This window comes from Butyricicoccus sp. Marseille-Q5471, assembly GCF_951230135.1.
Classification (GTDB): Bacteria; Bacillota; Clostridia; order Oscillospirales; family Butyricicoccaceae; genus Agathobaculum.
On sequence record NZ_CATNVC010000001.1, the window covers coordinates 381,313 to 394,610 of the forward strand.

The window sequence follows — 13,298 nt, forward strand, 5'->3', positions numbered from 1 at the left end:
TTATCATAGCATAGCGTTTCCCATTTTTCAACTGCAATTAATCCAAATCGACCTTGAATCTTTTATGTCTTTTAACCGAAACTCGTCTTATATTTATGCCGTCAGCCGCTGTGACAGCGCATCAATCAGACACGCCGACTCTGCACGCGTTGTATTGTCCAATGGATCAAAGCGGCTGTTCTCCTTACCGTGAATCACACCAAGCCCGCTCAACACTGCGACAGCGTTCTGCGCATAATCGGAGATCTCCGTGCCGTCCACAAAGGTTGTTTTCTGACCTGCATCATCCGTTTGCAATCCCTTGTATTCGGCATACCGCAGCGCCATGACCGCCATATCCTGACGAATCATCGGCGCGTCCGGTGCAAAACGCGTTTCGCTTTCGCCGGCAGCAATCTGATGCTGTACCGCCCATGCGACACAATCCGCATACCAGTCACTCGACCGTACATCGGCAAATGCTGTTTTTTCACCGGGCAGGCTGTCCCCGCTCAATCGGAACAGTAATGCTGTGAACTCAGCGCGCGTGATTTTTTTGTCGGGCGCAAAGGTTGTATAAGTATCCCCACAGGCAATGTCCCGCTGCGTCAGCGCGTCAATCGCCGTCTTGGCCCAGTGCCCGTTTGGCACATCGGAAAAGATAATCTGCCGGCTCTGATCATACCGAACGGCAAACGCACCCAACGTATCCGTAGTCACCACAACGCCTTTGCTCTCTGGCTGATACGCCGCATCAGTGACCGACTGCAGGCTTCCGTCTTCGCACAGCGCATCGACGGTCAACTTGGCGGGATTTTCTCGTGCGTTCGGCGTATAGGGCAATGTCAGCACGGCACTGCCGCTCAGCGCGGAAACGTCCACACCGTCCGTCAGCAGGCTCACTTCATAAACCGGATGTTCGGCGATCTGCGCGGCGCTTACCAGACCGAACCCCGTCCCGCGCTCCATCACCAACTGTGTGGTTGCTGCATTTCTTTCCTTTGCTGCCATCAGCGCCGCGTGATTCAAGGTAATGGAACCCACGGTATCAGCCTGCACATGCAGACTGGTGTCACTGCCGCACAGAATTGGCAGCGTGTCCTGCAGCAACGTGAAAATCAGCTTGTCCGCGCCTGCCGTGTCGGTCACCTTCACATAGAGGTTCTTAATCGTTTTCTGCTGCAGCAGGTCAATCTGAGCGGCGGACAGTGCGGCGACTGCCGTTGTGCCAATCCGGGTTCCCTTGAGCTCCATCGTCTTATCATAGTATTGCTCATTTGTGTTCCACTGCTCCGACCCCTGCTCTTTGGTATAATCGTCTGTATAATGGAATACAATCTCATCCCCGTTGGACAGCTTCTGCTCAGCCACTCCGTTTTGGGGGTGCACACCGTTTAGGGTATACATCCAGCCGGAATTTCTGCCGTTTGTAAACTCAGACAGCCGGACGCCGTTCGAAGTAATGCTGTCGATGTAATTCCCGCTCGGATTTGTCCATGACACGCCGTTTTTACGCAGTGCCTTTTCAAACACATCCCGAACTGTCGCATCCGCATCCACCGTATAGTCCGCTTTGCCAATCCAAGTCATGAGACCGCCGTCCCGAAGCGTATGCGTACCGCTCTGTTCTCCGTGTGCGTCGTCGCCCAGCAGCGAGAAGGATACTGTGATTGTGTCTCCCGATTGGCTGGCCGTGCCTGCATACACACTGACGGACATCACGGCAAAATGGTTGTCATAAAGCACGGTGACATCCTTCGTGCCTGTCGTGATACTGTCGAACCCGCGGAAGATCACATCCTTCGGTGACAGCTCACGCACGCTTCCGTCACTGTATACCGCAGTGAGCCCCATGTTTTTTGTGTCCAGTACATCGCCTTGATGATAGCTTGTTGTGTAACCGGATACTTGAAGCACCGATAGGTGCACCTTGTCGCCGAAGCCCGGCATCGCGCCCGCCTGCACCCAGTTTCCACTGCTGTTCAGCCCGGTGTTCAGTAGTCGGCAGGCCGTGCCATCAGCCAGCTGTGCAGCCGTCACCGCCTTGGCAAGCGTGTCCGCATCCGCACCGGTGGGATTGTCGCTTCGGCCATAGCCGCTGGATTTGGTATCCACCTCATCCACACCGCCGATGCCCGCCGATGCGGCTGAGTCCAGATAATAGTTATTTGCAATGATATTATAGCGATCCAGCGACTTCATTCCGCCGACAATACCGCCGACATATGCACCCGAACCCGTCACATCCAGCGTGCCGGCAAACAGGTTGTTCTGGAGATAGCCGATGCCGTTGGCCCAGCACTGCTTGCACGCGGGTTCTGCGCCCAGAATGCCGCCTACATAATCCTGTCCTGTGATTTTTCCGGTCACCAGACAGTTTTCCACCGTCACGCAAGGCGTATTAGGCGCTGATGCCGCGGCATATCCACCGCCGATGATGCCGCCCGCATAATTGCCGGATGCGGTGACCGTGCCGTAAAACGCGCTATCCCGCACGCTGCACGAACCCATGGCCTGCCCTTTTCCGCCAATTAATCCACCGACAAAATCCTTTCCATAAACCTCTGCATAGCTGACGCAATTGTCCAGCGAGCCGTTGAAAGCGCCGCCGAACGAGCCAATCTGGCTTTGCTCACCGTCATAACCGATTACGACGCCCTCTTCAATCACACTGTTGCTGATGTGCACCACGTTTGCACCCGAAGCATAGCCGCCGATTAGACCCGAACCCAGCGTGCTCGAACCGGACTTCAGCGTGACGCGGTCTATGTCAATTGTGGTGGGATATCCCGCGCTGGTATAGGCCCAGTAGTTGCCGGTCGGGCCATAATCCACGATATAGTGATTGACCAGACCATGACCCGCGATTTTCTTGCCGAAAATATTCAGATTGCGAACCGCCGCGCCGCGCACACAACCCAGCAAAGGCAGTCCGCCCTCGGGTATGGTCAGCGTATGGCCATCGCCGTCAATCAATCCGGAAAACGGTGACTTTCCGCTCCCGTTTTTGCCCGGCATTGCGCCAATCGGCACCCAGTCCGCAGGCAGGGTGATGTCCGCCGTCATCTTGAAACAATAATTATTGAATGGAATCCCCTGTTCAGTGGCCAACTTGCTGAGCGTCGTCAACGCCGCCGCGTCCGCCAGCTGAAAAGGGTTTTCCGCTGTGTCCGCACCCGGCCAATTCCCGCCAATCGCCGACGCCCCCTGAAACCGAAGCACTGCGACGTCCGACTGCCGCTTTGCGGTATAAATCGCCCCGGTTTCGCCCGTAACTGTGTTTGTAACCTCGCAATAGTACGAGATTTTGGCTTCTCCGTCAGGCGCCGCCGGTTGGTAACTCGCACCCGTTCCTCCCTCGACCGCGGTATAGCGCGCACCATCCGAACTGCTGTACCACTGATAGGTCAGCGTGCCGCCGTCGCTCGCCTTGGCGCCCACGTTGAGCGCGGTGACCGTACTCGTCCGCGCAAGATATACCGCGCTTTGTGGCTGTGTGGATATTTCCGGCGGCTGCGCCGCTGTCGCGCTGACCGTCACCACGACCGTGGGACTTTTTACTTCATCGCGCTTACCGTCCACGGTGCAGACGGCCATGCAGAAATATCCCGTGGTGCCGTTTTCTGTAGTGGGCAGTGTGTAAGTCTGCAGATTGGTGCCTTCCGACACAACCGGAACATATGCGTTTTTACCGCTCCAACGATACCACTGATAGGTGCACTCCGTCTGCTTCGGTTCGACCTGTGCGCGTAGCGTAACTGCCCGATCCCCGCTTTTATACCGGTAGCCCCCCCGCACTCACCGCGCCTCCGTCCGCTGTTGTCAGCGTTACCGCCAACGCGGATGCCGCTTCCGCAGCCTGCTCTGTGATTGAAGGCGATGCGGCGGGCTGCACATCCGTCAGCGCATATGCAGAGGGCTGCAGCATCCCGCAACCAAGCAGCAACGCCAACAGAAGCGAACCGGCTCTTTTCCAACTTTTCTGATGCTTCATTTTGATGCATCCTCCCTTTCATACCAAAAGAAACGGGATGTCCGGCTGTCTTTGACATCCCGTTTCTAAGCTGGGCCTATTCCCTTACGGCTCTCATCCGTTCTTTTTGCTCCTGCGGTAGCGACGGATGCCGCCGGCTGTAATCAGCGCCGCGATAATCAGCGCCATCAGAATCACCAGCAGCGGGTTATCCTGAACCGTCTGCTTGACGATTTCAAATACCGTCATTTCTGTCTGCGGCTCATTCTTGTCCTCCTCCGGCTGGGTATCCAAGCCTTCCAATCCGCTGCCCGACTGAGAGCCGCCCTGTGCCGCGCCCTCATTGGCATTTGACTGTGCGTCAGGCTGGGTGATTTCCTGTTCCGCCATCGCCTGTACCGGGCGCGGATATATCACGGACGATGTGCTCTGATCGGTTTTATCGGTCGTATGCTGCTGACTTGTGGAAGCATTCTCCTCTGTTTTGTTGCCGGTATTGCCTGCAGAATTGTGGTCACCGATACCCGCAGAGCCTTCGCCTGCATTGCCGGTTCCGGTTCCGGTTTCACCTGTACCGGTGCCGGTGCCCGCACCCGTCCCATTTCCGGTGCCTGTACCGGTTCCGTTGCCTGAACCGTTACCTCCACTCGGCTTGTCCGGCTTCGACGAAGGCTTCTTGGTTTCGCTGACCTGCTCAAACACCGCTGTCACGACCGCGTTTTCGGAACGCGTGGTGAGGGACATGGTTTTAGTAATGTCGTCCGTATCGCCATTTGCATACTTTACCGTCACACTGCTCAGCTTCCACGATGTTGTGGTCGTGCTGCCGTCCGCATTTTCTGTTATTTTGATTTCGCTGCTTGGTGTGGCTTCTACCTTTACCATCGTACCGGAGGGCTGATAGACCGAAGCTTCGCTCTCATTATTTCCAATCAGCTTTGCTGTACCTCCTTCGGCATTCTTTTCCAGTGCCGTACGGTAGTACGAAGGTGCGCCTAGCTTGGGCAGGCCGTCGGCTAACGTCCACAGCTCGCGGTGCTCGCCCTCGCCGCCGTCCAGCAGATACGAAACCTCACCGTTTGCAAACGCCGCGGCAGGCTTTATCGCGCAGGCCGACGCCGGCTCAAACCCTGTCAGCGAATTGTTATTCACCTTGCCGATGCCCTGCAGGCCCGCGTCAGCAGTCTCTGCTTCCCCGCCGGCAGTTGGATCTGCAAAATAGTTGTTGGAAATAAACACGTTGGTATTTACGGTTGGATAGAATCCGACAATGCCGCCCATCGTGCCATCGGACGCAATCGAATCGCCTGCCCAGAAGCAGTTCTGTATGTATCCTAAGCCGTTTGACGGGGGGGAGGACGGACCCTCCGCGCCCAAAATGCCACCGACGTACTCCGAACCGCTCATTGCAGCCGTACTGCCGCAGTCTATAATCTGAACGCAGGGAGAGGAGGGAGCCGAGCTGGCGATATAACCGCTGCCGACAATGCCGCCCGCATAATTTCCGCTCGCGGTGACCGTACCGCCGGAATAGCACTGCTGAACGACGAACGGCCCCATTGACTGCCCCTTACTACCTGCGATACCACCGACCTTATCCACGCCGTAGACATCCGCATAGCTCACACAGCCGGTAATATAGCCGTTAATATCACCCGAAATCGCACCTATGTTGCTTTCCTGCTTGTCGTAGCCGATAACAACTCCCGACTCAACCGTACAGTTGGTAATATAGACCACATCGCTACCTGAAGCATATCCGCCCAGGAAACCCGACCGGCGTACCTGCGAGCCGGATTTAATGGTACAGCCCTCAATCTTGACCACATAGGGGCGTTTTTTGTCCACCGCATAGGTTTCAATCAGACCCGCGCCGTCAATCTGCTCGCCGTAAATATTCAAATTGGTGATTTCAGCCGCGCTGACCTGTCCGAACAGCGGTCTGTTTCCTGCGGGAAGCGTCATTGTGTAACCATTTCCCTTGATGTACGCCATAAACTTGCTGCTGGTCTTGCCGATTGGCTCCCAATCCTCAGGCAGCGTAATGTCTTGCGTCAGTTCAAAATAGTACGTCTCATAAGTTGTACCGCTGTTAACGCTGTCGCGCAGCGCGATCAGCAGTTCCAGATCCTCAACGCCCATTGGCTGATCCGGTGTACCGCCTTCAATCGCTGGCTTATCCCCATCCCAGTGCACATAAAGCGTCATATTTTCGCTGACCACCGTATCAAAGCCCCACTTACGTCCGGTTTTCGGTGCAGTATACCAGCCGCGCAGCGTAAATTCTTCACCATTTGCGGCCATCTCCTTGGTCACCGTATACCCCTGATCCTGCGGCGCTCGCATTGTTTCGCCCTTAGGTACCGTAATCTTGATTCGCTCCGCCTGCTGCGCATCCTTGGACATACGACCGCCATTTGCATCAAAAATCACCTGATAAGTACCCTCCGGCGTCCAGCCAGCGTAAAGGGTAACGTCTCCAGTGATGACAGTACTGAAGTCATAGGCGATCAGGCAGTCCGCATCGGCATACCAATCGACAAACACATAGCCTTCACGTACCGGAGTCGTCTGCGGACGTGTAACCACAGTCGTATTGTTTCCGTTTGCATCCTTGGTCGGCGCGACAAACACCTCTCGTCCGGACGGATTTTCCCACGCGCCCTCGCCTGCGTCGAAGGTTGCAATATAGCCAATCTGCCAACCTGCATAAAGTTCTACATTCGCCTGAATGGCAGTTGTCGGATTATAGGACTGCGTGCACTGCGCATCCAAATACCAGCCTGTAAATCCACGCGCGCTCCAGACCGGCATTTCAAAGGTCTGTGTGCTGAGACGCGCATCGGCCGTGACCGCCAGTGTCCGTTCGGTTTTTCCGTCAGACCAGCTGCCGCCGTTACCCTTCAGGGTAACGGTATACTGCACGGCCGGGTCGGCGCTCGCCTGTATAAAGTCCGCCCCCACATACAGACCGTGCTCTGGCATGGACAGTGTAATGGTACATACATTTTCGCTTTCGGTCATTATGTGCGGGCAATCAACGCCCGACTTGTTACGCAGGGTATAGGACCCCACAATTTTGCCTTGTTCCGGCACAATGCGGAAGGATACCTGTGCGCCAACTTCAAAATACTGCGGTGCCGATGTATCCTCTGCAAAAAGTACGCTGCCGCCCTCTTCGGTTGCATCCGAAATGCGGTAAACCGCCGGTTGGGCAGCGATTGCAAAGGTCGGAACCGGGTCGCCCTGTGCCCAGATGCCGCTGCTTGCCGCAGAATCATCCCGCGTGTTGAGCAGATAGGGCAGTTCCATGCCCGAAAATGCCGCTTGATCCAGCGCCTGCATGCGATCTGCATTAGTCGGTGCGGTTCCGGCAATCACTGCCGCACTTAAATAGTATCCGCCCGAACCCTCAGCAATGTTCTTGCCCTGCAGTGCACCCGCCGCCGTGCCGGATACATCACCCGTGCTAAAGCACGCATACATCAAATAATCCGCTGCATTGTAAGCAGCACCCAGAATACCGCCTGCCGCTGCGCCGCCGGCGATGTCGCCGATATTATAGCAGTCGTGGACGGTAACACCCTCCTTGACGGGTGCGCTGCTGGAGATAAATGCACCGATATTGCCTGCAATGCCGCCAACCGATCCCGCTTTGGCAGTCACCGAGCCGGTGTTGTAGCAGCGGTCAAAGTTTTCACCGTAACCGAAGCCAACGCCGCCGAACACACCGCCGGTCACCACGCTCGAGCTGCTTGCCGTACTGACTATGGCGCCGGTATTATAACAGCCGCTGACCAGTGAATCGGCAGATGCCGCCCGTCCTAAATCACCTGCAACACCGCCGACATAGTTTCCGCCGCCTGTCACAGCTCCACTGTTCCAGCAGTCTCGCATCTGAATCACGCCGCTGTCCAACCCGCCAATCACACCGCCGGTATAGTCGCCCGCACCCGTGATAACGCCCGTGTTGGAGCAGCCGCTTACGTCCGCACCTGCATAGGGATTTCCGATCACGCCCGCGGTGTACCGCTTGCCGCCTGTGACCGCGCCGCTGTTCGAGCAGCCCATCACCTTGGTATTGTCCATGGTCAGTCCGGCAATGCCGCCGACAAAGTCTACCGCTGCCGTGCCCCTAACCGTGCCTTTATTTTTACAGTTTGACAAAACCGAGGCTTCGCCTACGTAACCCGCGATGCCGCCGACGTTACCCGCTGCGGTCACATCGCCCAGATTGACACAGTTAGCCAGCGCCGAGCCGTCGCCCAAATAGCCGACCAGACCGCCGATATACTGCTTGCTCTGAACGCTTCCGTTCACCTTGAGATTGAAAATTTTAGCAGCGCCGGTATAGCCGAAAAGCCCCTGATACTGTTCCGAAGCGTGAATTTCATAGCCGCTTACCATGTGCTCGCCGCCGCGGAACGTGCCCCGGAACGGGGTATTTTCCGTGCCGATCGGCACCCAGTCACCGCCCTTGACGAGGATGTCGGCGGTTAGGCTGATTTTCTTGTTCGTAAAATTGACCGCCGGAATCGGCACTCCCTCTGCGTCTACCGCCGTTCCATTGACCAGAGAGGCCAGTCCGCACAACTCCATTTCCGTTGAGAGTTCAAAAGTCTCTTTTTCCGAATCCGCAGTATACCAAGCAATGTCACCGACCATCTTCGTTCCTTATAATCCTATACACAGCCATCGCCCCCTGTATTGTGATACTACGAGTACTTTGGGGATGAAGTGAATCTTACAAATATGTATGCCTAAATAACAACAGCCCCCGGCCAAACGGTCGGGGGTATCTTTGCGTCTGGGGTCAGATTTGGACACCAGAGTTAAACGCAACCAGTGGAGTGCACTATATATCATTGGTGTATCATCTGGTCTTCCAATAATACATCCCAACAATCTGGAAACCCAATCCTAATTCGCTGAACGAATTGGTGTCGATAAAATAAATCTTTCAGTTCTGCTATAAACTGATGGCGTTCGCTGTTAGTCGGAAGCAGCTTATAAATAGCGAATACATATGCAAACGCACTTCGATCGTTGACCTTGGATTTTGTCGCCGCATCAAATTTAACGGGAAATGGCAAACGTCGATTATAGAATCTTCCGCCGTGTGCGCTTATATTCCGAGCGATTACAGCACATTGCAGCCAGTTTTCGACGTACTTCCTATGTACAGAGTAATATGTGTCTGTGTAGCCGTGGCGGGCGGCATTTGTGGGGCCATTTACGTTATTAGAAAAAACATAGAAGATAGCCGTATGCGCCGGATTAATCTTTCGGTTGCAAATCTAGCACACCAACGCGGTATTTCGTTAGGGGAAGCTAGAGCGATTATTGAACACGAAAAAACTAAGGCCGTCCATTGTATGGGCGGTCTTTTTATGTGTCCGTATCGTTCTTTGCCGGTCGGTGCGCACGAATATAGATTTCAAGCAGATCAAATACCACTCCAACCGGAAGCATCATTGTCTCTTTTGCTCCCAGCCCATTTACTGCTCCGGGTCTGAGGTAGTGTGCTTTGCTCAGTTTTTCGTTCTTTTTTTGAAGTTCAGCAAGGCCGAGATCGGTTTCATCCTCTACAATTTCGCGCTTGTACCCGTTTGTAATGGCGCTGATTACGCCTTGCCGCATGGCAATCACATCGTACGGTGCAGTCTTTACTCGCAGCATCCCCTCGTCGGGCACTTCGCTTTTATCATGTCCTTCGTAGCGTCTGGAAAGTTCGCCCTGTTCTGCAAGAATGCAAAACACGCGGCACAAATCAACAAATCCATCCGCCGTGTTTTCATACACGACATCGCTCGGATTTTTATCACCGAACACCTCCTGCCTGCGAACATCGCATATCCGTTAAATAACAGATGATATTCTTTGCCACACACTTTAACCCTTACATCATTCATATTTTCCTCCAGAAAGCATTACAGCTGAAGAAGCTGACTACGCCATAGCAAACCTTGAATAAGGCTGCGCGATGACAAAAATCCCGCCCCGGCGTAGCAGGCCGAGACGGGATTACATAGGGTACTGAAAATTGCAACATCCTCAGTACCCCTATTTTACCATACTCAATTGTGGAAAGAAAGGGGTTATTTTTATGCCCAGAAAGAAAAACGAAGGGAAAAAGCTACATACCGCAACCTATTGGTTTGAGGGTAAGCGATATTATGTCAGGTCATCCGTCAGCCAGCGTGATGCAGACAAGAGAGCAGCGAAGGCGCTGCAGGAGCGCGAGGACGGGACTGCCGTCATAAAGGATGATATTAGGGTGACGGACTACGCCTTGCAATGGGCGAAGACATATAAATCCACAACCGTGTCCGAAACTGTGTATAAGTCCTATGTTGCAAGAATCAACAACCATATCATTCCCGCGATTGGTTCATTACGGGTGCGCGATGTTCGCCCTACAAATCTGCAAGACATCATGAACAGTCAAGCCGGAATGTCAAAAACGCATTGCGACAAATTAATCGTAACAATCAAATCAATATTTCGGCAAGCTGTAAAAGATAGTATCATTCGCCGCAATCCATCAGAAGACGTTAGCAGTCCAATGGCATCCGATGGAACTCATCGCAGCATAACGGACGTAGAACGCACCAGCTTGCTGCGCGTTGCATCATCGCACCGTTTTGGCTTAGCGATAAAAATAATGCTCTACGTTGGTCTACGCCCGCAAGAGGCGGTAGCGTTGAAGTGGTCTGACATCGACCGAGTAAACCAACGCGTAATGGTGCGAAAGGCGTTGAAGAAAGACGGGACCATTGGAGACCCAAAATCCGAATCCGGAAACCGGGATATTCCGATACCACCAGCGCTTTGGGAGTCGCTTCACTTCCCCGATAATCTGGACGAATATATATTGTTAAATACGCATGGCACGCGATATGCTCACACAGCAATAAAGCGTGCGTGGGATTCGTTTCGATTTGACATGGATATTGATCTCGGAGCAGAGGTTCAGAAGGATGATTTCGGAAATACGGTTTATGCAAAAAGAAAGCCGGTCGTGGTAAAGCATGCTATTACGCAAGACCTTGAGCTTTACTGTCTGCGGCACACGTACTGCACCGACCTAGAAGCTGCCGGCGTTCCAATCAATGTAGCGAAGTATTTGATGGGACACTCGTCGATTACCCTGACAGCAAAAATTTATACCCACATGCGGGAAGATACTCTATCGGATGCCGCCGACAAAATCGCGAAAATAGGTGCAACAGTAGGTGCAACAGTAGGTGCAACAGTAGAAGGTACAAAAGGGGTCAAAACAGTACAAAAGTTCGATGAAACCGATTACTCGGAAAATATAAAAATGGCAACTATATAAATAGAAAAGTCCCAATAATCAAGCAATTAAGCCGATTATCGGGACAATTCTTTTGGTGGAAGTTAACGGGCTCGAACCGCTGACCCTCTGCTTGTAAGGCAGATGCTCTCCCAGCTGAGCTAAACTTCCATTGGTGACCCGTGGGGGAATCGAACCCCCGTTACCGCCGTGAAAGGGCGGTGTCTTGACCGCTTGACCAACGGGCCGGAACTGGTAGCGGTAACTGGACTTGAACCAGTGACCTTCCGGGTATGAACCGGACGCTCTAGCCAACTAAGCTATACCGCCATTCGTTTCTGGGCGTCGTCCGTTCGCCGGCGACATGTATTATTATACGACAGGGTTTGCGTAATGTCAAGGAAAATCATTAAAAAATTTAAGAAATTTTATTCAAAACTTTTTCATAGAAATTCTCATCCCAAACATGTGTTTTCCGCAGTTCTTCGGCACTTTTCATGAAATATTGGTCTTCCACATATTCCCCGCGATCCGGCACCGGGTCGTCGAATGTACAATCAATATAGAAAGTGTGCCCATTCAGCCGTACGGCATTCCACCCATGATCCATTTTTTCCGAAGCAATATAAACCGCATCCAACCCCGCTGCTTCACACAGCATGACATAGGCACGGCCGTAACCCGCACAAACCGCTTTATGGTCCAAAAGTGCGCCGTCCGCCGCAAAGGGCGCGGTCGCGCCATCCTGCCGGTCTCCTTCGGCTGTTTGACTGTCGTAAACACACAGTCGAATCAGCGCGTCATGCAGCGCACGCAGCTTCTCTACGTCGTCCATACCGCTCCTAATCTGCTCTGCCGCGATCTGCTGTGCATATTCCCATGCCTGACGCTGCCGCGCCGGACGCGACACCTCCACGCGCAGCTCAGCCGTGCCGTTGGAGCGTGTTGTACTATGTACCGAAAACGCATAGGGATAAATAGACTCAAGTGCGGAATAGACCTCGTTTAAATCTACGTCCTCGGCGCGGAAGGTCACCGTGTCCTTTCCCTCGCGCACAGCGGCCTCCAGCTGTATCGCAGCGTCAAACGGGTTTTGCACACGAGAAGCCGACAGGCGCGGATACATCCAATACAACGCGCCGCCGCCCAGAATCGCCAGTATGGCCAACGTCCGCAGTATGCGTCTCATAGGCTCCTCCCTCCCGAAGACAACAAAGCGGACGACCAGTCCGGCGTCCGCTTTTGATTTTCACGATAGAATTACATCAGCTTGACAGTATAGTATACCGCCGTGATGAACAAATATGCCGCTGCAGCGCCGACACAGACCAAGTAAGCCGAAGCGCCGCCAAAAGCAGCCGCTGCAACCAGCACAGTCATAACAATCGGGGTTGCCGTGAGCATGATATACGCATTCTTGCTCAACTGCAGCTCTGCCTTGCGGCCGAATAGCTCGATTTTACCCTTTTTCGCGCGAATGGCTGACACCGCAGCCAGTTCAAGCACCACCATAACCGCCATTACTGCGACCGCCACATAGGCAACTGCACGCATATTCGACGAAATCAGCGCACGATGTACCACCCAAGAAAGTGCTGCCGCTGCGCCGCAGTTAATCGAAACCACGAAAAATTCCGGTGCGTAGGAATGATAAATCAGATAATACACCGCCAGTGCCGGCAGGATTACGTAAAACGCCTTGATCGGCGCAGTGCCGATAAAATTAATGATCGACAGCATGAGCACCATCACCACGCTGACAATCAGCACATTGCGGCCGCTGAGCACGCGGTTCTGTGCACTGCGCTTACCGCTGCGCTCCTGCATCATCAGATACAAGCTCCACAGTACGCCGAGCACACCCACTACAATCAGCGCCTTGCAAACCATCATGCCGACGGCCCAGGTGCTGCCATAGCCAATCAGGCGCTGGAGCACCATCAGCATCAGCACGCCAAGCAGGCAGATGCTGAATACACTGAGCACCTTGTTTGTAATATATTCTTCCTGGCTGATCGGCTTGCTCTTGACATTGCTTTTCGCCAATTT

General features: G+C 53.7%; 7 protein-coding genes and 3 tRNA genes. 1 reads left to right on the plus strand and 9 read right to left on the minus strand.

Annotated elements, in window-relative coordinates:
* Positions 1 to 93 precede the first annotated feature (93 nt).
* The 4 genes from QOX26_RS02010 to QOX26_RS02025 all read right to left on the minus strand — a co-directional run bounded on the left by QOX26_RS02010 (position 94) and on the right by QOX26_RS02025 (position 9,784).
* Complete coding sequence (locus QOX26_RS02010; protein WP_283673206.1) at positions 94 to 3,777, minus strand: S-layer homology domain-containing protein; 3,684 nt, start codon at positions 3,775 to 3,777, stop codon at positions 94 to 96.
* A complete protein-coding gene (locus QOX26_RS02015; RefSeq protein ID WP_283673207.1) occupies positions 3,755 to 3,973 on the minus strand; it encodes a hypothetical protein in 219 nt (72 codons plus the stop codon). Before QOX26_RS02015 ends, QOX26_RS02010 begins: the two co-directional genes overlap by 23 nt.
* 93 nt (positions 3,974 to 4,066) lie before the next feature.
* Entirely contained in the window at positions 4,067 to 8,551 is a 4,485-nt protein-coding gene (locus tag QOX26_RS02020) for an InlB B-repeat-containing protein (protein WP_283673208.1), read from the minus strand.
* Between the two features lie 789 nt (positions 8,552 to 9,340).
* A complete protein-coding gene (locus QOX26_RS02025; RefSeq protein ID WP_283673209.1) occupies positions 9,341 to 9,784 on the minus strand; it encodes a hypothetical protein in 444 nt (147 codons plus the stop codon).
* Between the two features lie 274 nt (positions 9,785 to 10,058).
* On the opposite strand from QOX26_RS02025, the gene QOX26_RS02030 reads away from it, so the two are divergent.
* A complete protein-coding gene (locus QOX26_RS02030) occupies positions 10,059 to 11,291 on the plus strand; it encodes a tyrosine-type recombinase/integrase (RefSeq protein ID WP_283673210.1) in 1,233 nt (410 codons plus the stop codon).
* 53 nt (positions 11,292 to 11,344) lie between these two features.
* Here QOX26_RS02030 and QOX26_RS02035 read toward each other — a convergent pair.
* The 5 genes from QOX26_RS02035 to QOX26_RS02055 all read right to left on the minus strand — a co-directional run bounded on the left by QOX26_RS02035 (position 11,345) and on the right by QOX26_RS02055 (position 13,295).
* A tRNA-Val gene (locus QOX26_RS02035) sits at positions 11,345 to 11,420 on the minus strand.
* Positions 11,421 to 11,422: 2 nt separating this feature from the next.
* A tRNA-Glu gene (locus QOX26_RS02040) sits at positions 11,423 to 11,497 on the minus strand.
* A 5-nt stretch (positions 11,498 to 11,502) separates the two neighbouring features.
* Positions 11,503 to 11,579, minus strand: a tRNA-Met gene (locus QOX26_RS02045).
* A gap of 88 nt (positions 11,580 to 11,667) precedes the next feature.
* Positions 11,668 to 12,438 carry a transglutaminase domain-containing protein gene (locus QOX26_RS02050; protein WP_283673211.1) on the minus strand — a complete coding sequence of 257 codons (771 nt, stop codon included), beginning with the start codon at positions 12,436 to 12,438 and terminating at the stop codon, positions 11,668 to 11,670.
* Positions 12,439 to 12,509: 71 nt separating this feature from the next.
* Complete coding sequence (locus QOX26_RS02055; RefSeq protein WP_283673212.1) at positions 12,510 to 13,295, minus strand: hypothetical protein; 786 nt, start codon at positions 13,293 to 13,295, stop codon at positions 12,510 to 12,512.
* Positions 13,296 to 13,298 lie beyond the last annotated feature (3 nt).